The sequence below is a fragment of the Bremerella sp. P1 genome (assembly GCF_028748185.1).
Lineage (GTDB): Bacteria > Planctomycetota > Planctomycetia > Pirellulales > Pirellulaceae > Bremerella.
The window spans coordinates 2,729,427-2,752,576 of the sequence record NZ_CP118164.1 but is presented as its reverse complement, the minus strand read 5'-3'; the positions used below and the strand labels follow the sequence as shown (position 1 = coordinate 2,752,576).

At 54.4% G+C, this 23,150-nt stretch carries 19 protein-coding genes; 13 read left to right on the top strand and 6 right to left on the bottom strand.

The features are described from left to right. Positions 1 to 42: 42 nt before the first annotated feature. The 8 genes from PSR63_RS11405 (at position 43) to PSR63_RS11370 (ending at position 10,643) form a co-directional block, all read left to right on the top strand. Complete coding sequence (locus PSR63_RS11405) at positions 43 to 783, top strand: ABC transporter ATP-binding protein (RefSeq protein ID WP_274333388.1); 741 nt, start codon at positions 43 to 45, stop codon at positions 781 to 783. After that, positions 780 to 3,158: an ABC transporter permease gene (locus tag PSR63_RS11400; protein ID WP_274333386.1), complete on the top strand. Its 2,379-nt coding sequence runs from the start codon at positions 780 to 782 to the stop codon at positions 3,156 to 3,158. Before PSR63_RS11405 ends, PSR63_RS11400 begins: the two co-directional genes overlap by 4 nt. A 46-nt stretch (positions 3,159 to 3,204) precedes the next feature. Continuing rightward, on the top strand, positions 3,205 to 4,584 hold the full coding sequence (locus tag PSR63_RS11395) for an efflux RND transporter periplasmic adaptor subunit (protein ID WP_274333384.1): 1,380 nt from the start codon (positions 3,205 to 3,207) through the stop codon (positions 4,582 to 4,584). A 422-nt stretch (positions 4,585 to 5,006) separates the two neighbouring features. Continuing rightward, a complete protein-coding gene (locus tag PSR63_RS11390) occupies positions 5,007 to 6,158 on the top strand; it encodes an N-acetyltransferase (protein ID WP_274333382.1) in 1,152 nt (383 codons plus the stop codon). 254 nt (positions 6,159 to 6,412) lie between these two features. Further along, entirely contained in the window at positions 6,413 to 6,634 is a 222-nt protein-coding gene (gene infA / locus PSR63_RS11385) for a translation initiation factor IF-1 (protein ID WP_105331308.1), read from the top strand. A gap of 392 nt (positions 6,635 to 7,026) precedes the next feature. Next, positions 7,027 to 8,712: a hypothetical protein gene (locus PSR63_RS11380; protein ID WP_274333377.1), complete on the top strand. Its 1,686-nt coding sequence runs from the start codon at positions 7,027 to 7,029 to the stop codon at positions 8,710 to 8,712. A 143-nt stretch (positions 8,713 to 8,855) separates the two neighbouring features. Next, a complete protein-coding gene (gene lysA, locus PSR63_RS11375) occupies positions 8,856 to 10,118 on the top strand; it encodes a diaminopimelate decarboxylase (RefSeq protein WP_274333375.1) in 1,263 nt (420 codons plus the stop codon). A 15-nt stretch (positions 10,119 to 10,133) separates the two neighbouring features. Beyond that, positions 10,134 to 10,643, top strand: coding sequence for a class IV adenylate cyclase (locus PSR63_RS11370; RefSeq protein WP_274333373.1), 510 nt, complete (start codon positions 10,134 to 10,136; stop codon positions 10,641 to 10,643). Here the strand turns inward: PSR63_RS11370 and PSR63_RS11365 are convergent. From PSR63_RS11365 to PSR63_RS11340, 6 genes are all read right to left on the bottom strand, one after another. Beyond that, on the bottom strand, positions 10,636 to 11,937 hold the full coding sequence (locus PSR63_RS11365; RefSeq protein WP_274333371.1) for a PP2C family protein-serine/threonine phosphatase: 1,302 nt from the start codon (positions 11,935 to 11,937) through the stop codon (positions 10,636 to 10,638). The two genes, PSR63_RS11370 and PSR63_RS11365, sit on opposite strands and share 8 nt — an antisense overlap. Continuing rightward, a complete protein-coding gene (locus PSR63_RS11360; protein ID WP_274333370.1) occupies positions 11,934 to 12,524 on the bottom strand; it encodes a SpoIIE family protein phosphatase in 591 nt (196 codons plus the stop codon). The genes PSR63_RS11365 and PSR63_RS11360 overlap by 4 nt, the downstream gene beginning before the upstream one ends. Next, on the bottom strand, positions 12,524 to 12,925 hold the full coding sequence (locus PSR63_RS11355; RefSeq protein WP_274333369.1) for an ATP-binding protein: 402 nt from the start codon (positions 12,923 to 12,925) through the stop codon (positions 12,524 to 12,526). The genes PSR63_RS11360 and PSR63_RS11355 overlap by 1 nt, the downstream gene beginning before the upstream one ends. Next, on the bottom strand, positions 12,925 to 13,329 hold the full coding sequence (locus tag PSR63_RS11350; protein ID WP_274333367.1) for an STAS domain-containing protein: 405 nt from the start codon (positions 13,327 to 13,329) through the stop codon (positions 12,925 to 12,927). The genes PSR63_RS11355 and PSR63_RS11350 overlap by 1 nt, the downstream gene beginning before the upstream one ends. Continuing rightward, positions 13,326 to 14,237: a protoglobin domain-containing protein gene (locus tag PSR63_RS11345; protein ID WP_274333365.1), complete on the bottom strand. Its 912-nt coding sequence runs from the start codon at positions 14,235 to 14,237 to the stop codon at positions 13,326 to 13,328. The genes PSR63_RS11350 and PSR63_RS11345 overlap by 4 nt, the downstream gene beginning before the upstream one ends. Positions 14,238 to 14,392: 155 nt before the next feature. Continuing rightward, positions 14,393 to 15,616, bottom strand: a complete 1,224-nt coding sequence (locus PSR63_RS11340; protein ID WP_274333363.1) for a DUF1444 family protein — start codon at positions 15,614 to 15,616, stop codon at positions 14,393 to 14,395. A 305-nt stretch (positions 15,617 to 15,921) separates the two neighbouring features. Between PSR63_RS11340 and PSR63_RS11335 the strand changes: the two genes are divergently transcribed. The 5 genes from PSR63_RS11335 to PSR63_RS11315 all read left to right on the top strand — a co-directional run bounded on the left by PSR63_RS11335 (position 15,922) and on the right by PSR63_RS11315 (position 23,149). Continuing rightward, on the top strand, positions 15,922 to 17,910 hold the full coding sequence (locus tag PSR63_RS11335) for an adenylate/guanylate cyclase domain-containing protein (protein ID WP_274333361.1): 1,989 nt from the start codon (positions 15,922 to 15,924) through the stop codon (positions 17,908 to 17,910). Positions 17,911 to 18,114: 204 nt separating this feature from the next. Then, the gene (locus PSR63_RS11330) at positions 18,115 to 19,005 is read left to right on the top strand and encodes a LysR family transcriptional regulator (RefSeq protein ID WP_274333359.1); all 891 of its coding nucleotides are present in this window, start codon (positions 18,115 to 18,117) and stop codon (positions 19,003 to 19,005) included. A gap of 131 nt (positions 19,006 to 19,136) precedes the next feature. Beyond that, the gene (locus PSR63_RS11325) at positions 19,137 to 21,422 is read left to right on the top strand and encodes a hypothetical protein (protein ID WP_274333357.1); all 2,286 of its coding nucleotides are present in this window, start codon (positions 19,137 to 19,139) and stop codon (positions 21,420 to 21,422) included. Positions 21,423 to 21,523: 101 nt separating this feature from the next. Then, positions 21,524 to 22,435: a hypothetical protein gene (locus tag PSR63_RS11320; RefSeq protein ID WP_274333355.1), complete on the top strand. Its 912-nt coding sequence runs from the start codon at positions 21,524 to 21,526 to the stop codon at positions 22,433 to 22,435. 114 nt (positions 22,436 to 22,549) lie between these two features. After that, positions 22,550 to 23,149: an anthranilate synthase component II gene (locus tag PSR63_RS11315; protein ID WP_274333353.1), complete on the top strand. Its 600-nt coding sequence runs from the start codon at positions 22,550 to 22,552 to the stop codon at positions 23,147 to 23,149. The last annotated feature ends 1 nt before the right edge of the window (position 23,150 follow it).

The following is a 23,150-nucleotide window of genomic DNA, read 5'->3' as shown; positions in this document are numbered from 1 at the left end:
AGTATGGTGCAGCTTTTCGGATCCCCACACCCCCATGGTGCCGTGAGCAATCAAAGCCCGGACGAGCAGCCTCCGTTGAAGCCAGCCGTTTTATCGGTACGTGATGTCGAACGCACCTTCACCATGGGCGAGGTGAAGGTGGAAGTCCTGAAAAACCTTTCGTTTGATATCTACGATGGCGAAGTCCTGGCGATGGTGGGGCCCAGTGGGTCAGGTAAGTCGACCATCTTGAACCTGATCGGCGGCCTCGATCAGCCCAATCATGGCAGCGTCCTGTTCGATGGAACCGATCTGGCGACCGTCTCTTCGAGTGTGCTTACCCGTTATCGCCGCAAGCATGTTGGCTTCATCTTTCAGTTCTATAACCTGGTACCGAACCTAACGGCATTGGAGAACGTGTTGTCCGCGGCCGAGTTGGCCGAGAACCCGCTAGATGCCAGGGAGATACTCGATAAGGTCGGGCTGGCCGAACGTGCCGACCACTTCCCGTCGCAGCTTTCCGGCGGCGAACAGCAGCGTGTCGCGATCGCCCGGGCCGTGGTCAAAAACCCCAAGCTGCTCCTGTGCGATGAGCCGACCGGGGCGCTCGATTTCGAGACTGGAATTCGTGCACTCGAGCTGCTGCTGCAGTTCAACCGCGACCTGGGAACGACCATCCTCATCATCACGCACAACACGGCACTCGCTGATGTAGCGCACCGGGTGATCCATCTTCGTAGCGGCGAAATCGTCAGCGTCGAAGAGAACCAGCAGCCACTGCCTCCCTCGGAGGTGGTCTGGTGAGCATCCTCAACCGCAAGTTGCTGCGAGACCTGTTTGCGGCTCGCGGATTGTTGATCGCCATCATCAGCATCATGATGCTCGGTTCGTCCCTGCTCATTGGTACGCAGTCGACCTTCTACAACATGCAGGCCGCGAAGGACCGCTACTATCGCCAGTGCCGCATGGCCGGCTTCTGGCTGGACATGAAGAAGGCTCCCCTTCCCGAATTAGAAGTGCTGAATGAGATCCCTGGCATTCGCAGTTGGGAGGAACGAATTCAGTTTCCGGTGACGGTCGACCTGGACCAACGGATGCGACCGCTCAACGGTACGGTGATTTCGATGCCCAATCGCCGGCATGCGGTGACCAACGATATCCTGCTCATTCGCGGTGATTACTTTACTGATCGCGGCGAGCCAGAGGTGATCGTAAACGACAAGTTCGCCGAGGCTAACCGCCTGCATCCAGGTCAGAAGCTACACCTATTGCTGAATAATCGCCGGGAAGAATTTCTGATTGTCGGTACGGCGATCAGTTCGGAGTTCACGTACCTGATTGGCCCCGGCAGCCTGACGCCGGATCCGGAGAACTTCGGCGTCTTCTATCTTCCACGGAAGCAAATGGAAGAGCTCTTCGACTTCGAAGGCGCTGCCAATCAGGTCATTGGGCAATTTACGCCAGACATCGGAGAGGGAAAGAAGGCGGTCCTCGATCTGGCCGAGCGTAAACTCGAGTCTTCCGGATTCATCTCGGCCACTCTACTCAAGGACTTCACTTCCAACTACTTTGTCAGCAACGAGATCGATCAGCTGAGCACGATGTCGACTTTCATGCCGAGCATGTTCCTGGTTGTTGCCGCGTTGATCTTGAACGTGCTGATGACCAGGCTAGCCAAACAGCAGCGGACAACGGTCGGAACGCTCAAAGCGCTCGGCTATACCGACGGCACCATCTTCCTTCACTTTCTGAAGTTTGGAGCCACGGTCGGCCTGGCAGCAGGCATCCTGGCAAGTGGCCTAGGAACGCTCGTCTCGATGGGGATGCTGTATCAGTATCAATACTTTTTTCAGTTCCCTGACCTGCGAAACGACTTTTATCCGCAAACGCACATCATCGGTTGGATTGTCAGTATCGTCTGTGCGATGCTTGGCAGTGTCTACGGAGCACGGCAGATGCTTTTGTTGCGTCCGGCCGAAGCGATGCGTCCTGAACCGCCTGCGACCGGTGGCCGGATCTTCTTAGAGCACTTCACGCTGCTCTGGGACAAGCTTTCTCCCGGCTGGCGTGTCACGCTGCGATCGATGGTCCGTCATCGTACGCGTACCGCGGTTGCCCTGTTCGCCGGCACAGTCGGGGCAGGCATTCTGGTAAGTGGCCTGATGATGATGGAAGCGACCGAGTACTTTATCCGCGACGAATTCGAACTGCGGATCCGTAGTGACATCGACCTTACCTTCAAAGATGCCCTCGATCGGCAGGCCTGGTACGACTTGTCCCATTTGCCAGGGGTCGATCGGGCAGAGCCGCTGCTAAATGTGGCCTGTGATTTTGTGAATGGTCCGTACCAGCGGCAAGGAGCCATTCAAGGTATTGTCAGTAACGCTCAATTGACCGTTCCGACCGATAAAGAAAAACGCCGTATCAACATTCCCAGTGTCGGACTGGTCATGGAACGCCGGCTGGCCGACCATCTGCATTTGAAAGTGGGGGACCTGGTCGAGATACGTCCGAAGTCAGGTCGTCGCGATCCCCTGAAAGTTCCCCTGGCGGTCATCAGCGAAAGTCAGTTTGGGCTGAGTGTTTACGCGGATCTTGAATACCTCTGCCGAATTCGCAATGAGTCGTTTGCCATGAGTGGCGCTCAGCTCAAGATCAATCAAACGGAGAAAGCCCAGCGAGAGCTGTATCGCACGCTGAAGCAGATGCCGGCGATGGAAGCGATCAATTCTCGCTTGGAATTGATCAAGAACATGCGCGAGACGATTATCCAAAACCAGAGTGTGGCCATCGGCATGATCGTGATTTTCGCAGGGACGATCTTCTTCGGTAACGTGTTGAATGCCTCGCTTGTGAATCTTTCTGAGCGCCAGTGCGAAGTCGCAACGATGGGGGCGATGGGGTATACACGATGGGAGATCGGTTTATTGTTTCTCCGCGAAAGCTTGGTGATTAATATGCTGGGCGCTGTACTGGGTCTTCCGGTTGGCTACTTCCTCATTCATTTGATGACCAAGATGATCGATCAGGATCTGGTGCGTTTTCCCATCGTAACCGCGCCATGGATCTACGTCAGTGCATTCATTACCGCGTTGCTTTTCACGCTGATGGCTCACGCGGTCGTACAATGGCAGATTTACCAAATGAATTGGTTGGAATCCTTGAAAGTTCGTGAGTAGACCGGCAAGCCCCCGGCGATGTCAGGTGGGCGGAAAGAAATTTACCATGATCAAAACGATTGCCATCATTGTTGGCGCCATCCTTGTCGTAGGAGGTGTCTTCTACGTCATGCAGGACGGTGGTCCGCCGGTAGACGTTGTTACGGCTGCCATGGAACCGATCCAGGAATACGTCGACGAGCAGGGAAAGACGCGACTTCCGCGTACGTATGTCATTTCGATGCCGTTCGATGCCCGGGTAGGCGAGATCACGCTGGAAGAAGGTGACCACGTCGCCCAAGGTCAGGTCGTCGCCAAAATCGTTCAAGAAGATGTCGAGGCGGAGTACGACGAGTCGAAGGCCGCCGTCGAGCGATTGGCCGCATCGATCCGGGAAACCGGTGATAAGTCGGTCGAACAGACGACCAAGCAGCAAGCCGAATACTTTGTCCAATCGATGGTGAATACGGTCGAAGCCGCCAAAACGCAAATGACGGCGAGCCGTTCACGCTTCGAGTATGCGACAACCTACGAACAACGCGTTCAAAAACTCATCGAGAAGGGCGCCAAGACAGAAGATGATCTCGATCGAGCACAACTGCAAAAGGTCGAGAGCGACACGGAATTTCAAACCGATGCACTGACCTATCAGGCCATCTTGTCGATCGACGCAGCCACCAAGCTGCTTCCAAGCATGGTTTCTCAATACATCGACCGAAAAGATCTGTCCGTCGCCGTGCTCCAGCAGCAGAAGGCCGAAGCAGAGGCTCGGCTGCGAATGGCCGAACTGCGGATGCAGCGATCAACCATGACCAGCCCGGTCGAAGGGATCATACTCACCAAAGAGTTGACCAGCGAACAGCAGGTTACCGGCGGAACGACCTTGCTTGAGATCGGTCAACTCTCGCAATTGGAAGTCGAAGCGGAAATCCTGAGTCAGGATGCAACCCGCATCAAGCCTGGGGATCGCGCCGAGATTTACGGACCATCCCTGGGCACAGAAGCAGGCCAGGGGATCCCCATGACAGTCCAGCGGGTCTACCCGACCGGCTTCACGAAGGTCAGCTCGTTAGGCGTCGAGCAACAACGCGTGCTGGTCATTCTTCGCTTCGAGTCAGGTCACGTCGCAGACGTGCTGGAGAAACACGGCTTGGGGGTCGACTATCGTGTGCAGGTTCGTATCTTCACGGAAGAGAAGCCGCAGGCGTTGGTGATTCCACGGTCCGCCATCTTTCGCGATGTCTCCGGCAACTGGCAGGCCTATGTTGTATCAGGCGGTAAACTGGAACGGCGAAACTTGCAGCTAGGGTTAATGAACGATCTGAGTGTGGAAGTGACCCAGGGCATCAAAGCGGGAGAACAGGTCCTTGTTTCCCCGGCGGCTTCGCTATCAGATGGGGCCAGGGTCACGCCGATCGATAACAGCCGGCCATCCGCAGGCGCATAAAAAACCCCACAGACGGGGCAGAGCCTGTGGGGCCGATCCCAGTCACGCAAGCGCGACCAGGTTCATTCAAGTGGATTCACTTTGTTAACTAATTCACAATCTATAGCTCGCCATAGTTTAACGCATGGAAAGCTCATATCAATTTGTTCATATGAATTTCAGATTATTGCAAATTTGGCAGGCTCCAAAAGCCGTTTAATGAAAAATTCACCTGTTTCGCTTCATTAAGTGATTGTGGGGTATTCTGGGCATGCAGAATCTGGGGCTGGGTTTGCGATGAATTTATCATCTCGGTATTGTTGAGCATGGATTGCGACTGCATTCAGAGCGCAATCCACTTTCCCGTGGCGACGGATTTTCGAGCCGATCTTAATCCTGAAAAGTTCTTTTTCGCCCACTACCTTTGACTAAAGCGGAGACGAATGTCCTCGATTACCACTGAGCCAGTCACTACGAAAAGACAGCAAAACGAGTTCGTCAAGTTTCCTTGGGAGTTATATCGGGACGATCCCAACTGGGTACCACCGCTTCGGCAAAATTTGAAAGAACTAGTCAATTTTGCCCCTCATCCCTTCTATACGCGAAACAAGGTCCAGTGCTTTTTAGCGCGGCGCGATGGACAGGTAGTCGGTCGCATCGCGGCCATCTTGAATGTTGGGCACAACGAGCGGTACGACGAGAAACGGGGCTTCTGGGGTTTCTTCGAGTCCATCGACGATACGGAGGTCAGCGGCGCGTTGTTCGACGCCGTCAAAGCATGGTTCGCCGAGCAAGGCATCCACAAGATGCGCGGGCCCGCCAACCCATCGCTGAATCACGAGGTGGGCACCCTGATTGAGGGTTTTGACAGCCCACCTGCTTTCATGATGACCTATAACCCCCCTTATTACGAAAAGCTCATTACAGACTACGGGTATGAGAAAACCCAAGACATGTATGCGTTTTGGGGGCATATCAACATGCTGGAAGGCTTAGACCCCAAGCTCAAATTCATCGTCGATGAAGCCAAAAGCCGTTTTAATTTGAAGCTACGGCGTATGGATCGAAAACGCTTCAAGGAAGACGTCTACACGTTTCTCGATAACTACAATCGCTCGCTGGTCGGAACTTGGGGTTTCGTCCCTATCGATAAGGCCGAGGTCGACAAGATGGCCGAAGACTTGAAGCACTTGCTGGTGCCGGAGTTAACTTCGGTATGCGAAGTGGACGGCAAAGTGATCGGTTCGATGTTCAGCATGCTCGACTACAATCCCCGCATTAAAAAGATCGACGGGAAGTTGTTCCCCTTCGGTTTCATGCGCCTTTTGTGGAATAAGAAGGCGATCAAGAACATGCGCTTGATCTCAACAAATGTGGTTCCCGAATACCAGCGCTGGGGCATTGGCCTGGTGATCCTGGAACGTTTGGTCCCTGACATCAAGAAGTGGGGAGTCCAGGAGGTGGAGTTTTCCTGGGTCCTGGAAAGCAATCATCTCTCGCGAGCTTCCCTCGAGCGGGGCGGGGCCAAGAAGTCAAAGACCTACCGCATGTTCGACTATGCTCCCGCCGAAAAAGCAGACGAAAGTGCGTCTTAAAGTGTCGAGAACGCCCCAGGATCTCTAAAATTGGTGCCCAAACGAGTGCCATTCTGGCAAATTGGGTAGCGCGCTATGGACATCCGCGAGTACGGGTGGCGTGTGGAACTCGGATCGAGTTTTTTCGCGCCACCGGTTTTCCGCAGGCACGCAATCTGCGTTTGATTTTAAGGGGCTTCCCGATATACTAATGCTGGGACGATTGTCATTGTCCCCCCACACATGAGAATAAGTAGATTACCTCAAGGAGTATTATGTCTAAGAAAGAAGAGGCTCTCGAAGTCGAAGGCACAGTGACGCAAGCACTTGCCAACACACGGTTCCGCGTCCAATTGGACGTTGGTCCGACGGTTATGGCCCATGTGGCCGGGAAAATGCGTAAGCACTTTATTCGTATCGTTCCTGGCGATCGTGTCCGAGTGGAACTGTCCCCCTACGACATGACCAAAGGTCGAATCGTCTTCCGAGAGCGTTAAAAGCTCGCGCCGCGAGAGGTCTCTGCACTCTCGCCTAGATCCCCCAGGTTAGTTTGATGCGCTCTCTTTGTTGAGTGTCTCTGCCCTGGCGTGGTTCCTATTACCGCTGGGTCGACGTTTATTGGCGTTCAATCGCTCCGCTCGCTTGGGCATCCATCAAGCGATGGAAACTTTTTGACCCACTGTGAAACTGCTATTCATTTCGCCGGGTAGGCTTTACGGACTCGGTACGCGCGCATCGCCCCTGCTTGTTGCCTTGGCTTTAAAGGGCACTCGGTCTGCGGTACATTTGGAAAGTCCTACCAAAGGATTGGACCATTCAACGACTTCGCACCCGTCCCCCATGGCTGGCGATTGGGTTCCGATTCAAGATCACTCAGGAGATAGACGCAGTGAACAAATTCTTTCAACGTGGTCGACTGGCTATCGCAGGCTTATTGCTAGCCGCTATGCCGCTGGTCGCACTTCATGCTCAAGATGCCGAATTCAAGCCAGTCGCCGTGGTCTCGGTCGCCCCAGTGAAGAAGGTCCTGGCTGATGTGCAGTATCTGGCCGATGCTGCCGGTCAAACAGACGCAGGCCGCATGGCCGTACTTCTGTCGGCTCCGTTCACCGAAGGGATCGACAAGTCTCGCCCCGTGGGCGTGGTCGTCATGACCAATGGTCAGGAATTTGCTCCGACCGCCTACCTGCCAGTTTCCGACTTTGACAAGTTGGTCACCACGGCAACCGAGCAAATCGGTCCACCACAAGACGTTGGCGACGGCATCAAAATGTTTACGCCCAATCAGATGCCAATCTTCGTGAAAGATGCCGGCAACTGGGCCATCTTGGCAATGGACCAGGAAAAGCTGGCCAATCCACTGGATGATCCAACCGCGTTCCTGAAAGATCTGCCCGAGCAGTATGACTTGGCTCTCCAGTTCTTTCCTGGCAACATTCCTGAGATCTACCGCACCGTCATCATCGAACAGATGAAAACGGGGATCGAACTGTCGCTGGAACAAGAACCGAATGAAACGGACGAAGACTTCGCCGTTCGTAAGCAACAGATCGCCGATCAGATGGCCGAAATGGAACGTCTGTTCACCGAGCTGGAAGACATCATCATCGGCTGGAATGTCGATGCCACGAAGCAAGGTACTTACCTCGACTTTGCCTACACGGCCGTCGAAGGAAGTGACTTTGCTAAGACGATGGCCATGAATACGGATCTGACCAGCGAGTTTGCCGGCTTCAGCAATGCAGCTGCGGCGGTAAACTTCCAGGTCACCGAAAAGCTTTCCGAAACCGACATCGCTCGGATGGAGAAGCAAATGAATGATTTGCGCGACCAGGGCGTCCGTCAGCTGGAAAGCGAAGGCGAACTGGAAGGCGAAGATCTTGAATCGGCCAAGAAGGTCATCGACCTGGCGATTGATACCCTGATTGAAACGGCTCGCACCGGTTCATTGGACGGCGCTATGATGGTAGACCTGTCCGGCGGCAAGGGAACGTTCCTGGCCGGTGCTCATGTCGCCGATGGCCAACGCGTCGAAGATGGCGTGAAGGAAATGCTGAAGCTTGCTTCCACCGATGGAGAAGTTCCACCGGTGAAGTGGGACGCCGAAACCTACCAGGCGATTCGCTTGCATGTCATGTCAATTCCTATGGACGACGCCCCGCCGGAAGCCAAGGACATCTTGGGAGAGTCCCCGGAAGTCATTCTGGGCATCGGCGAAAAGAGCGTCTACATCGCTGGCGGTAACGACGCCATGGCACGCCTGAAGAAAGCAATCGATGAATCCATCGCTGGTACCGACGCCAAGGTTGCCGTTATTCAGATGCACGTTGCGATTCTGCCTATCTTGAAGATGGTTCAGCAGAACAGTCCTGAGCCCGTGCCAGGCGTGGACGCCGCTGTTCAGGCTCTGTCTGGTGGCGCGGACAAGTTCCTCGTATCGGTCGACATGCAAGAACGTTACATGCGACTTCGCATGATGCTGGAAGAAGGCGTGATCAAGGCAATCGGTGTCGGCGTCGCCGCCCAGAATGCCGCGGATGCCAATGCCGACTTCGAAGAAGCTCCTGCTTTCTAAGCAAAGCTCGAAACTGGATAGATTTGCCCATCGAAGAGACCTTTTTTCGGAAAGGTCTCTTTTTTTGTGCCCGGTGGGCGAAATCTCGTGTCTCACTACAATAAAGTCTACGATTCACGCCCTTTTTAGTTTTGGTGCTCGCTATGCCACAAGTCCCCACGTTCTCGACCTCTCGCCAGGAAATCGCCGGCGTTTCCGTTAAGCAGTTGGCTACTGAGTTCGGTACGCCCACCTATGTCTATGACGCCGCAACGATCGTTCAGCGAATCCAAGACCTCGCCGCGTTCGACGTCGTCCGATACGCCCAGAAGGCCTGCTCGAACCTGGCAATTCTGAAACTGGTTCGGGAAAACAACGTGGTTGTCGATGCGGTCAGTGCCTGGGAAATCCGCCGAGCCCTGGCGGCAGGCTACGCAGCACATGGCGACCCACCACCGATCGTCTACACGGCCGACATCTTCGATCGCGAAGCACTCGAGCTGTGTATCGAGCATGGTCTGCACGTCAACTGCGGCTCGCCGGACATGATTCGTCAGCTGGGCGAACTCGCCCCAGGCCGCGAGATCACCCTCCGCATCAATCCCGGCTTCGGACATGGCCATAGCCAGAAGACCAATACCGGCGGCCAGCAGTCGAAGCACGGCATCTGGCACGAACAACTCAATGACTGTCTGCTTCTGGCCGACGCCAATGGGCTGCAAATCACCGGCCTGCACATGCACATCGGAAGTGGTACCGACTTGCATCATCTCTCGCAGGTTTGCGATTCGATGGAAAAAGCGGCCCTCGAAGTAGGCCGCAGCATCAAGACCATCAGCGCCGGTGGTGGACTACCCATTCCTTACAACAGCGAACAAACGTACGTCGATCTCGAAAAGTACTTCGAGCTTTGGGACGCCACGCGAAAGAAGCTAGAGAAGGCGTTCGATCACAGCATCTCGCTCGAAATCGAACCGGGTCGATACCTGGCTGCCGAAGCCGGCTATCTAGTTACCGAGATTCGGGCCGTAAAGCAGATGGGCGACAATCTGTTCTACGTCGCCGATGCTGGCTTCAATAACCTGGCACGTCCAATCATGTATGGTGCCTACCATCCGATTTCGGTCGCTCGCAAAGACGGTCAGGTACTGGGCGAAGAGCACGATGTGATCGTGGGCGGGCCTTTGTGCGAGTCCGGTGACATCTTCACCCAAGAAGAAGGCGGCTTTGTCAGCGCTCGCAAACTTCCACCGGCAGCCGTTGGTGATCTGCTGGTCATCGAATGTGCCGGGGCGTATGGCTACTGCATGAGCTCCAACTACAACTCGAAGCCACTGGCTGCGGAAGTGATGATAGAAGACGGCAAGGCGCGCATCATTCGCCGTCGTCAAACGTTCGAGGGCTTTATCGCCGACGAAATGGTTTAACAGCGAGAACCAGCTGTGGCTCGCAATATAGAAATCAAGGCCCGACTTACCCATCGATCGGAACTCGAAGATCGTATTGTTCCGATCGCGGACTCTGGTCCGATCGTTCTCAAGCAGATCGATCAGTTCTATCGTGTGCCTGAGGGGCGGTTGAAGCTGCGCCAGATCAATGGTGAACACGCCGAGTTGATTTTCTATCGTCGCTCGGACTCGGCAGGCCCCAAGACTTCCGACTATTCTCGGGTTCCCATCGTTCACCCGGAGCAGCTCGCACAATTGCTGACCTTGGCGCTGGAGCCCCTGGGCATCGTCACCAAGACACGAACGCTTTACCTGGTCGGACAGACTCGCATTCACCTGGACGAAGTCCAGGACCTAGGCAGCTACCTGGAATTGGAAGTCGTGCTAGAGCCGTCTCAGACGGAGGCCGAGGGTGAATCAATTGCTCATCAACTAATGCAAAAGCTTGGTATCCAAAGCGAGGATCTCGTCGAGGGAGCTTACCTCGACCACTTAACTAAATAGCTTCCCCAATCCCGTGCACTTCACCTACGGGATCCTCGAGCAGATCGAAGCAAATCTCGAGAATCGAGAAGTCGTCACCCAGATGCTCGCAGCCGCATAGTTCACGGACGTAACGGTAAAGATCGTCCATCTTAGTATCTCCCTTGGGCACCGGCAGATTCATGTAGTCGACGAACTCATCAAACGTCCACTCATTTCCGTCCTCTTTGTGAATCTCAAATACACCGTCGCTGTAGAGAAACAAGCTGGATGGCGATTCGATGACGATCGAATCGGTATCGAAATGAGGCCAATCGATCATGCCCATAAGGGGCCCTTGGGACGCAAGCCGGATCGGCTCGCGTGAATCTTTCACGTAGAGCAAGGCATCGGGATGTCCTCCCCCACTCCAGGTCAGTGTTCGCGAAGGCCGGTGAAATACACCGTACCACATGGTGTAAAGCTTGTTGCCGTGCATATCCATCGTGAACGACTGGTTCAGCCGTTTCAGCACTTCGCTCGGATTACGGAAATCGGCACCGGGCAAGGAAGCTCCACGCACCACGTTGATGATGCTGACAGCCAACAGAGCCGAGTCGATTCCGTGCCCAGTGACGTCGAGCAAATAGATCGCCATATGATCGGGGTCGATCCAATGGTAACCCATCGCATCCCCACCAAGCTCTTCGGAAGGGACATAACGCCAATCAATCGAGATCTGCCCCGAAATGGGTTCGGGAATCAACCGCGCAACGTACTCGGCGCCGGCATCCAAATCACGCTGCATGCGCTGGTTGGTAAGTTCAAGTTCCTTGGTACGTTCACGAACGAGGTCCTCGAGGTGAGCATTGTATCGTTCGAGCTGCTGGTTTTTCTCTCGCAGTTCTTCGACCAATGCCACGCGCGATTTCAAACTGATGCGATCTCGCTGAAAATCAAGGAACTCCGGCGTTAGAGAGCCCGGCATGTTGCGAACCATTTTCCGCAACGTGATTTCCCGGACTGCCTCTCCATTGGATAGCTGTCGAACATCATCAAAAACATCCAGCAGAGCAGGCGAGATCTGAATGGTTTCTGACGTGAGAAACCGTAACCCCAGAATGAGTTGTCCTTGTCGGTCTTCGAGATCAACAAACATCGAACCAGGTTCGGAATTCTTGAGTAGTTGCCGAACCAGGTCCGAAAGGATCGTGGCCATCCGAGTCGACATCGCGGAACCAAAGCCAAATGCGGCGCTCAGGCTCAGTACTTTCGTGCGGACCTCCACGACCGCCGACTGGTCGAAAATACGAATGTCGCCCAGGTGAGTCCTCATGCGTACCTCACCGCGATGCAGGAGGCATCATCATGCCCTCGACCAAACTGCTCAACGACCCGGCGGGCAACATTATCCAGCGGCTCGAAAAAGAGCTGACAGGGTTCTTGCACCTCGAAATGGCTCGAAACCCCATCACTATAAAGCAGCAGGATGTCATGTTGATCGAGAGTCATTCGTTCGATCGAAGGCGTTCGCAACGTGTGACCGACCACTCCTTCGCGGGTAAGCATGTGGTGCGGATGCAGACCCATCGTGCGACAGGTCGCGTTTCCGATACCGACGTAGCGCACCTCTCCGGTAAGTGACTCGATCGTGCAGAGACTGATGACGGCACCACGACCATGCTTTTGATGAACGTGCAGTGCCTTCATGAGGGCCAGAATGTCAAATGTGTCATCCCAACCTAAGATGGCTTCTTCCAATTCCAACGCTGTGGAGTATGCCTGCGGCCCATGCCCCAGAACATCCACGAGTGCGAGGAATAAATAGTCTTCGTCCGGCCGGACAATCGCGAGATCGCCGCCAACGAAGTGCCCGGCAGCCGTTCGGACGAAGCTGCCGGTTTCCAATTTGCGAGGCGTCATTACTTCCATTTCCTCACCGTAATCCTGGTTCCCTTGCCGAGTTCGGATTCTAGTTCGAATTCGTCCATGAGACGCTTAACGCCGGGAAGTCCCAGTCCCAGTGTTCCGCCGGTGCTGTGATGATCGCTCATTGCCGATTCAACACATTCAATCCCGGGACCATGGTCCCAGGCGACTACCTCGATTCCCTGTTTCGGTCCGTGAGTGATATAGCGAAGGATCACTTCGCCGTGGTGAGCGTACTTGATGATATTGCGGGCGAGTTCCGATACGGCCGTTGCGACCAATGCCACCTGGTTTGCCTGAAGTCCGGCCGATTCAGCCATTTTGCGAGAAGCCACGATTGAACGAGCTAAATTGGCTTCCGTACTGATCCATATCCGCATCTCCGGCAGGTTCATCACATTGACTCGTGGCGGCCTCCGTTACTGTGCCCATTTGCATGCAGTTTCTCAAACGCCAAATCGAGCGTCAGGGCCGTTTCCATCTGGGTGAAATCCAGATCGAAGTCCATCAGCGAACAAGCGATCTCAGGTTTCACGCCAACAAGCATAGAACGTGCTCCCATTAATCGAGACATCCGCATGATCTCGCAGATCGCCTCGAACTCGATTCGGTCCATAATGTCCACGCCCGACACATCGAGTAATACGGCCCGTGTTTGTGTCAGGCGTATCTCTTCCAAAAGGTCTCTTTTGAAGCGGAACAAAACCTCGTCGTTCAAATCGATTTGGATCGACGCTACCAGGCAACCGCTGGCGAGTTGCATGGGGATGCGCGGTACTTCCGCGGAATCGTGAATCATGGAGAAGTTCCGTCTTCGTGTAATACCAGTTTCAAATCATTGAACGCATCCCGCAGGGCGTCCTTAAGTGTTGCTGTTGTTCGTATGTCTCCTACATTGATGCCAAGTTCCACAATCGTCTGGGCGATTGCCGGCGAAACGCCTGAGATCGTGCAGGTGCAGCCCATCAGGCGAGTTGCTTTGGTGATTTTAATCAAGTGATTTGCCACGGCCGTATCGACCACCGCAACACCGCTAATATCGAGAATGAGACAGCGCGAATGCGTGTCGGCAATCTTGTGCAACACGGCCGTCATGATGTCTTGGGCGCGCTTGGAATCGATGATGCCGACGATCGGCAACATTAAGATGTCGTTCCAGACTTCCGTTACCGGAGTCGACATCTGCATCAACGAATCATGCTGCTCGGCAATGATGCAATTGGTTTGCCGCATAAAAGTATCGACCACAATTGCCGTGTCCAACATGATCAACTTGGTCACCGCCTTGAGCGAACGGGCATAGCGTTCCGGTTCCAGGCGGTGGTCATAAAGGACGTCTGTCCAAATTCTCAGCGAGCGATACATCGACGAGACATAGGTTGGCAGCGGCAGACCTATCCGCGCATGATTCGCACCGACCGACTTTCGTTTTTGAACGTAAACCTCACTGATGTCAGCGGAATAAAAATCTTCCCAGTATCGCTTCTGTTGGGACTGCACCCGATGCAGTGTTGCGTTGTCAGTGAAGTAAAGATCAAACTCTGGTTGCGTCCTTAACCATTCGTAGAACTCACTGATGAATGTGTCCAAACGCGGCATTACAATCTTGCCGTATTCGACGATCAATTCGAGATCCTCTTCCGTAACGTGATAGAGTTCTCGAAGCTCCCCAGCCGACAAATTTCCGAGATCACAGTGCGAATTCATGAGTTTGGCTATTGGGTAGGTGGCTTTTACGGTAGTGAATCCAGATGCATGACAATCAACGAAGCCGCGTGCCTAGTAGCAGTTTCATCGTAGTTCGTCTTTAGCGCATAGTACAGCATTCTGGACAATATCTTGCTGGTCTAAAACTCCTTAATTCATAGGCGAAAACGAGGAATTGAACCGATTTTCCGTAGCGCTTCCTCACTGGGAAATCCAAGCACCCGATAACGTGGTGGATACGTTTTCAGGTCCTCCATCTGAGATCCCAGTCCCGCTTGAACCACTTCCCATGTTCCACTTGCCAACGGTTTCATGTGCGAACTATCCATGAAAACAACGACATCACTCTTCGGCAGCAGCGCGTGCGGGCACTCGGGCCAAACACAATACGAATGAAGCTGTCGAGTCTTCAAATCACGGTGCAGATAATAGTTCGCTACGAAACCTTCTTGTCCTGTTTGAGCAAAGCCGACCTCAATGGCTTCGTGTTGCTCGCGATATTCAGCTGCATGACCCTGCAGGTGCAGTTCACAAAATGCATCATGCTGGGGATGCCCAAAAGGGGGCAGCCATGTCTCCCAACCCTCGTCCGTCAACCGACATGGAGTCAGGCTGATAGGGCGCGGGTCGTGGATATATTGGCCTACAAGTTCATGCATCAATTGCAGTCCGATCTCATCTTCATCCCCCGTGACAATCAAACAATCACGGGTCGGCACCATCGCGACCGGCAGGCCTTGTACGTCGAGCTGACGAATACGGTCAGTTAGCAATAGCCGCGAGGCATCGTAATGATCCTGGTTGCGGAAGAGGAAAACTCGATCGTTGATCGCGGTCACCGCCGCGACCATCTCATCGAGGTTTTCCAGGGCGACTTCCATAAGCTCATAAATCGATCGACCCCATTGATTCATCCTGTCGGCGTCGATTGTTCGCATCGCCTCAGGCAAATCGAAGATCGGTAAAGCGAGCAAATGATCGCCTACTATCGTCGAGGTGAATTCCGCTGGTTGTTCGCCGCGAAGACGGCGTTCTAGATTGCCAATTTCCAGGTACGCTCGACTGCGAACGATCGGCAAAATATCAGGCCGGGCGTCCTCGAATTCTTCCGGAATCGACTTGTGATGCGAGAGAATGGCTCGGGTAATTTGACCTAGATAGGCTTCTTGTTCGTTCTCAGGAAGACGGTCGTATTCCCGAAAGATGTTGCCCAGATTGGCAACGCCAGCCAGTTCCCCCTGGTCAAAGAAACTAAACTGGTACGCCTGCTTTTCGTAGCGGATCTCGCGATTCTCCCCGGCTTGCTTGACGCGATGCATCAGGCGCTCGGCGAATTGGTCACGCTTGGACGAACCGAATAGGTACCGTAGTAAATCCATGGCACATGCTGCTTTAATGTGGCGTCTTCGGTGCGATGGAAAGCTCAATGCCATTCTATCGCGTTATTGGGTCGTCACCAACGAAAATCACTGACGGGGGGCGGGGCAACCGCGGCTTAGCGAAGTGGTATAACCCCAATTCCATGTTGGAATTCTGGGATTCTTTCAGTTATTCTTAAGAAACTTGGGCAAGATATCCGTCGATAAAATGGAAAGATTGAGGCTTTAGAACGGACCGAGGCCGAAGAATAATGATTAGTGGCGGATCCATTGAATGACATTTTGAACCGTTTCGTCTGCCAGCAATGCATAACCCTCACCCCCGACCACACGAACCGCAAGGCCCTGCCGGCGTCTCGCTGAGCATCTTCGTCGATGGTCAACAGCAACCGATCTATGACGATCAGTTGGGGCAAGAGGTCTTCGAGTTAGGTCTCCAGCAGCGGATCATTCTTGGTCGGCAAGATGTTGCCAAAGGCGACCCAGGCCCATTCCGAACGATTACGTTCACAGACCATCGCAAGCTGATCATTACGTCGTTCCAACAGCGTGAGATTTCGCGGCGCTCACTCGAAATCGCCCCGGATGCGGCCGGCAACTATCTCCGCGTGGGGAACATTGGCAATCACGAAGTTCCCATGTCTCCTTCTTCGGAAGGTCGTATCGCCCATCAACAAGTCCGCACTTTCGTGACCAGTGAGCTGGTCCAAAATCCTGTTCGCCTGATGATCGGGGACCACTTAGCCATTCAACTGAGCGGTCACGGCGCACCCGTCGAGCATAACTATTCCGAACACAGCCCGACGAACATCTCGCAAAGCGTGGCCGACGTGGCGATGATGATACGACAAAGTCGCTTGGAAGATGGCTACGCAACGCCCAGTGGTCCGTCCAGCGCCGATGTCGAACGTATCTTGGGTGCAGTAAGTGACGTGCTCGAAAAGGCAGCCAGCTCTCCCGATTTCTTCTCGTCGGCCGCTGAGAATGTCTGCAAGCTCGGCAATTTCGACTCGTGCTCGTACCTGGGACTCGATCAACTCGCCAATCAATGGCAATGCGAAGCGACCTGGCCGGCAACTGACTCGGCTGAGATAGAAGGTCCTGTCTTCGACAGCCAGGCTTTGGAGTACATCTGGTCCAATCGACAAACGTGGTCGACACCAGCTGGCGAAGGGGAAGAACATCCCCAAGAGCGCGTCGTGGTGACCCCGGTGGTTTCGCATGAGAGTGTCGTCGGTGCTCTCTACGCATCGAAACGGCCGGGCCAACTTGGCGACGACATCATGGCCGATTGTGAAGTCAAGTTCGTCGAAGTCATTCGCGACTGCCTCACCGTCGGGCTCGAGCGACTTAAGAAGGAACAAGAGGCCGCCAAGCAACAGGTTTGCCTCGCTCAGTTTTTCCCGCCGGGCATCGCCGATCGTATTCTCTACGACGAGACCCTCCTGGAAACGCGCGAAGAGAATATAACCGTTCTCTTCTGTGACATTCGCGGTTTCAGCACGATCAGTTCTGCGTTAGGCTCGGTGCAAACCCTGCAGTGGTTACGAGAAGTCCTGGGAGAACTCTCCGAAAGTGTGATTCGTCACGATGGGGTTCTGCTGGAATATGTCGGCGACGAATTAGTCGCGATGTGGGGTGCCCCCGACCATCAACCAGAACACCCCAACCTGGCCTGTCAGGCAGCGATCGACATGATCGGCAAGCTCGATCAGTTGAATCAATTGTGGTCCGATCGCATCCCGGACGAGCTTCTGCCGTTTGGTTTGACCATCGGGATCAATACCGGCGACTGCGTCGTAGGGAAGAAGGGAACCGACTACAAGTACATGTGGGGACCGCTCGGCCCAACGGTGAACATCGCCAGCCGAATCCAGGGAGCCACGAAGCAGTTCTGCCCCAAACAGGAACGCGACGAAGCGGGAACACTCTATTACCCGCCTGAGATCTTGATCACCGAATCGACTCGTTTGGGCGTAACGACGAACATGCCGACGCGTTTCCTCGGAACGATCAAAGTCGTCAACATCCCCGATCCCGTTCGGGTCTATGAACTCTCTGCCAGAGCTTCCGGCAGCTGGACTCAATTGCGGCAGAACTACGAAGCAGCCTATCGTCAGTTCGAAGAACGCAATTTCCTGGAAGCACTCAACACGCTGGACGGGATCTCCAAAGTCGAGGAATGCCAATCCGACGGGCCCACCAAGTGCCTTCGCGATCGAGCTCTGATGCTCCTTCAGAATCCGAAGCTGGTCGGCAAAGAACATCCTGTCTGGATGCTGGATCAGAAATAAATTTCCTCTTTGGGTCTGTCCCAGCGGCTGATTCCTAAGGAGGCCGCTACCCAAAGAGAAAAAGAACGCGTCGATCGGCACAAGGTCACCGTTCCCACACATCGACAGGGCCGACCGACGCGTCCTTGGTGGTAGCTTTCAGAATAGCGAGCATCCAGGTATAACGGAAATTCGTTGTTCCTATTCTGACGATAAGTGTTACCTATGGAAATTCATCAGCTCCGATACTTCGTCGCGGTCGCGGAGCTTGAGAACTTCACCCGTGCCGCCGAGCAGTGTCATGTCACCCAGCCGTCGCTCAGCCAACAGATTGCCAAGCTCGAACGCGAACTGGGGACGAGGCTATTAGACCGACTGGGAAGAACGGTCGTTCTTACCGACTCGGGGAAAGAATTGTTACCGCGTGCTCGGCGAATTCTTAAGGAAGTCGACTCGGCCGAAGGTTGGTTCAAAAAGCCGGAGGGTCCGGAGGCGATCAGCCTGCGAGTCGGAGCTTTGCCAACGATCGCTCCCTTTCAACTGCCGGGGATCATTCAACACTTCCGCCAAGAGATGCCACAGGTCACGCTCACGCTGGTCGAAGACTATACCGATCACCTTCTCGATCGACTGCTCAAAGGCACACTCGATGTTGCCATCTTAGCGCTTCCGATTGACGACCCACGCATTCAAGTGGAGCCCTTGTTCCGCGAGGCACTCATGGTCGCGTTGCCTCCTTCACACCCACTTGCCGACAAGCCGTCCCTCTCCTTCAACCAGGTCCGCCAGGAACCGTTCGTCCTGTTGCACGAGGTGCATTGCCTGGGAGAACAGATCCTTGGTTTCTGTCGCCAGCAAGAGTTCCAACCCCACGTGGTTTGCGAGAGTGCCCAGATCTCGACCATCCAGGAACTTATTCGACTGGGCGTGGGGATTTCACTACTGCCAGAAATGGCGATCGACCCTGCGGACAAGACTTGTGTGTATCGTCCGATTCGCAAGATCCAACCGTTCCGGACGATCGCTGCGGCCTGGAATCGGCATCGTACGGTCACTCCTCCGCAGAATCTTTTGCTCGACATTCTTCGTCGCGAAGAAACGACTGCGTCGAAATAAGTAACCCATCGCATGGGTGCTAGCAAAAATTGATCTTGGAAAGATCCGAAGCCTAGCTATACTCTCGCCCGCCTGGAACTGTCTCTGACGGGTAAGAAAGCACGGAGCAGGTTGGCCTGGCCGAGGAAACCATGCGTATTTCATCAAATCACAAACTGATCTGTTCAGGGGTTTTGATCCTCACCTTATGCGGTTGGGCTGTCGCCGAACCGATTCGCTTAACCCTGGATGAATCCGACCAGCCGGTCGCCGAGACAAATGTAGCTCCGGTACAACATACCGAGCCTGTCCGGCCGATCGCCTCGCGTTCTTTCTCCCTATCGCTTACCGCGGACGGAGAACCGCCTGAGACTTCTGCCGTTCGCCAGGCATCCGCAGAAGAACCACCAACACCCAACCAAGACACGAGCGTGTCCGTCCGCGCACCCGAAGGCGCACAAGTCGCGCAACCAACTGCGAACGGGCCTCTTCGCGTTTATGGGATTCACCAAGAGAAGATCGACAATCCAGCGGCTCGCCAAGGTACTTCGCGATTTAACGAACCGACCACGTCGCTCAATCCGACCGCGAAAGTCCAGGTCGAAGCAGCCCCAACAGGTCAGGCACCACTCTCTCGATTCTCGCAAGCATCTCCGTCGGTAAAGCCTGTCGAGACACCACGTCCCGAAGCGAATACTTCGCTACCGCCAGTGGTTCCATCGAATCCAGCGACGGCAGAAGTCGAAGCGCCGTCGTTCTCGGTTACGCAGATCGCTCCCGGCAAGACACCTCTGACTCAAATTGAAGCCCAGTGGGGCGCTCCCGCCCACAAGCGTCGCATTGACCAAGATAAGCACGTTCGCTTGTACGAACACCAAGGTGATTTCGCCAAAGTTGAAATCGCGGTCGAGAATGATCAGATCATCTCGGTATTTCTAATCCCTGCCAAACCGATGTCGCTAGATGCGGTAGAGCAGAAGTTTAATCTCACCAAAATCGAACCTGCCGCGGTGCGCGACTCATCGGGGCGTCACCTCGGAACGATCTATCCCGAACGCGGCATCCTGCTTCCACAGACGGCGGAAGGAGGCTCCTTTGAGATCGATCGCATCATCGTTCAAGCTCCATCCGCCGAATCTTTCATGATCCGGGCAAGCAATCGTTCGCCACTCGAATTCCGCGATCGCTTAAATGACTATCAATTGGCAATCGCTCAGGAACCCTATTCCGCGGAAGCCTGGTACCAGACCTCGTTGATCCTACATCGTCTGGGACGCGATCAGGAAGCGTTTGATGCCGCGAGAAAAGCAACCTCTGGCGTTGGCTCTTCAGCCGAACATCGCCTCCATCGAACACTTCTGAATGTAGTCCAAGGCAACCTGGCGACTGGAATCCACAACACGCAGCTAATTGCTGACGATGTGACCGTGGCCGATCATGTACGAGCCAAAGCCCATTGCCAGTGGGGCGATTTGCTGCAGATGGCAGGACCACAAAAGAATCGTGAGGCGGTTCAACATCACGTCAGAGCCATCGAGATCGCTTCCCCGCTGGTGAACGACACCGATCAGGAAGTACGCCGCGCCGCGAAGCAGGTTCTCGTAGATGCCCACATGTCACTGGCGATCGATATCGCCACCGGTGATTGGGAAAAGAAGGAACAGACCGTCAATCAGTGGTTGCTACGATCCAAGGTTTATATCGATAACATGGTCACCAACGAAGAAGCCACCGGCGAACTTCGTATGGCTTGGCTGACCAAGTCGTTGATGGCTCATAGCTTCTACAATGCACCATTCGATCCAGGCGACTCGATCGATCAGATTGTCGGACAATATCGAGAGTTGCTCAGCAAGACCGATGACCCCTTCTTCCACCGAGCGTTGGAATGGGAAACGGGTCAGGCCTTAACGCAGGCCGTCTTCATTGAACACGCACGCGACAAGCATGATTCCGCTCTGAAAATCGCCGACCAGGCCAGGGCATTTCTCCGAGGTGGTTTAGCTGGTCGAGAGGTCGGCATTGCCGATCATCTTCTGCTCGGAAATCTATATTTTCGAGCGGGTGCCATTTGTGCCGTCCAGAAGCAAGATCACTCGGCCGCTGTAAAGTGGTACGAACTGGCCGTCGATCACCTTACCAACCAATCGCTGCAGAATATCATGCTCGACCGCCGCGGCGAGTCGCTCGTGAGCATGGGGGTTTCCTTCTGGTCAGTGGGCAATCGCGAAGAAGGCATTGCATTGACCGAACAAGGGAAATCGCTGATCGAGTCGGCAACGGCTCAGAACTCGGCATTGCAGAAGAAGCTGATCGTTCCGCTCGACAACCTGGCCGAGATGTATCGTGAACTGGGGAATGCCCAGAAGAGTGCTCAGTACACGGCATCGGCTCAGAAAATCCGCCAGTCGCTGGGCGACGATGCCGTCTCGCGATAGTCTGCGATTCACTTCCCGCGGCCAATAGCATTCTCTATGATGGGATCGGTGAACCTGTTCACCGGTTTTTTCTTGCCAGATAGCCGCATTCTGAGCCGCGTATGGTCTTTGAACACATCGAGAAGCTCAAACGGGAATATACGGACAAGTACGTTTCCATCGCTCACATGGTCCCGGAACTGAAGCGGTTCGAGGGGCGAACCGGCATCGTCCGGACCGTCAACATGAGCGGCCGTGCACTGGTCGAGTTCCTCGGAACGAATGATATTTCGTGGTACGACATCGACATCGACTATCTCAAGATCGTCGATCGACCGCAGGAGCCGGTGGCGGAGAAGAAGTCCGAAAAGAAGGTCGTCGCCAACGACGCGACACCTGAGAAGCCATCGGCCAAAACGCCTACGAAGTCCACCTCAGGAGCGAGTACGGCAGACATTCTGGCCATGGCTCGCGGAAAAAAGCCGGCCGAGAGCAAACCCAAGAAGCAGAGCACGGCCGATATTCTGGCCGCCGCTCGAGGTGAAAAGAAGCCGACCGAGGAAAAGCCCAAGTCCGACAAGCCCAGTACGGCCGACATCTTAGCCATGGCTCGGGGAAAGAAGGCCGAGCCTAAAGAACCGCAGGACGAAAAGTCGCTTTCCACGGCAGAGAAGCTGGCGATGCTTCGCGGAGAAAAGAAAGCGGACGCTTCGAGCACACCTGCGGAGGAGAAAAAACCGAGCACAGCCGATATTCTGGCCATGGCCCGCGGAAAGAAGCCGACCGAAGAGAAAAAAGAAGAACCTTCCCCGAAAGAGGAAAAGGAGCTCTCAACGGCTGAGAAGCTGGCTATGCTGCGAGGCGAGAAGCAAACCAAGCCAACTCAATCGGAAACGCCCGCCGCTGAAGAAGCCCCTAAAAAGCCGAGTACGGCGGACATTCTAGCCATGGCACGAGCTCAGAAGAAAAAAGACAATGACCAGCAAGATGGATCTGATCCTGATTCCAAGAACGATTCCTCGGAGTCTTCGTGATACTGCCTGGTCGGACGTGCGAACTCTTTCGTGTCCGATATTGTCCCTAACGGCGGATTAGGGAAAAATGGCGTTACCCCCTTGTAAGCACGTATAGCCCCGCTGAAACCACGTATGATTCTGCTGATCGACAACTACGATTCGTTCACCTACAACCTCGTACAGCGGCTAGGGGAGATCGATCCGACCCTGGATCTTCAGGTCTATCGAAACGACCAGATCGACTGCGCGACGATTGAAAAACTCGCTCCAACCCACCTGATTGTTTCTCCCGGGCCGTGCACGCCCAATGAAGCTGGTATTTCGGTCGAGGCAATCAAGTACTTCGCCGACAAGCTGCCGATCCTCGGCGTTTGCCTGGGTCATCAATCGATGGGGCAGGCATTTGGTGGAACGATCGTACGTGCCGAAAGACTCATGCATGGCAAAACCGACGAGATTCACCACGATAACAAGGGGCTGTTTGAAGGGATGCCCAATCCTTTCATCGCCACGCGTTACCACAGCCTGGTAATCAAGCCGGATACTTTGCCCGATGGTTTCGAAGTCGCCGCTTGGAGCGTGATGCCCAATGGCGAAAAGGAAATCATGTCGATCCGCCATAAGTCGCTTCCCTTGCTGGGCCTGCAGTTCCATCCTGAGAGCTTTCTCAGCGAGACCGGTACCGACATGCTGAAGCGGTTTCTGGAGATTCAACCAGCCACGAGTCCCTAAA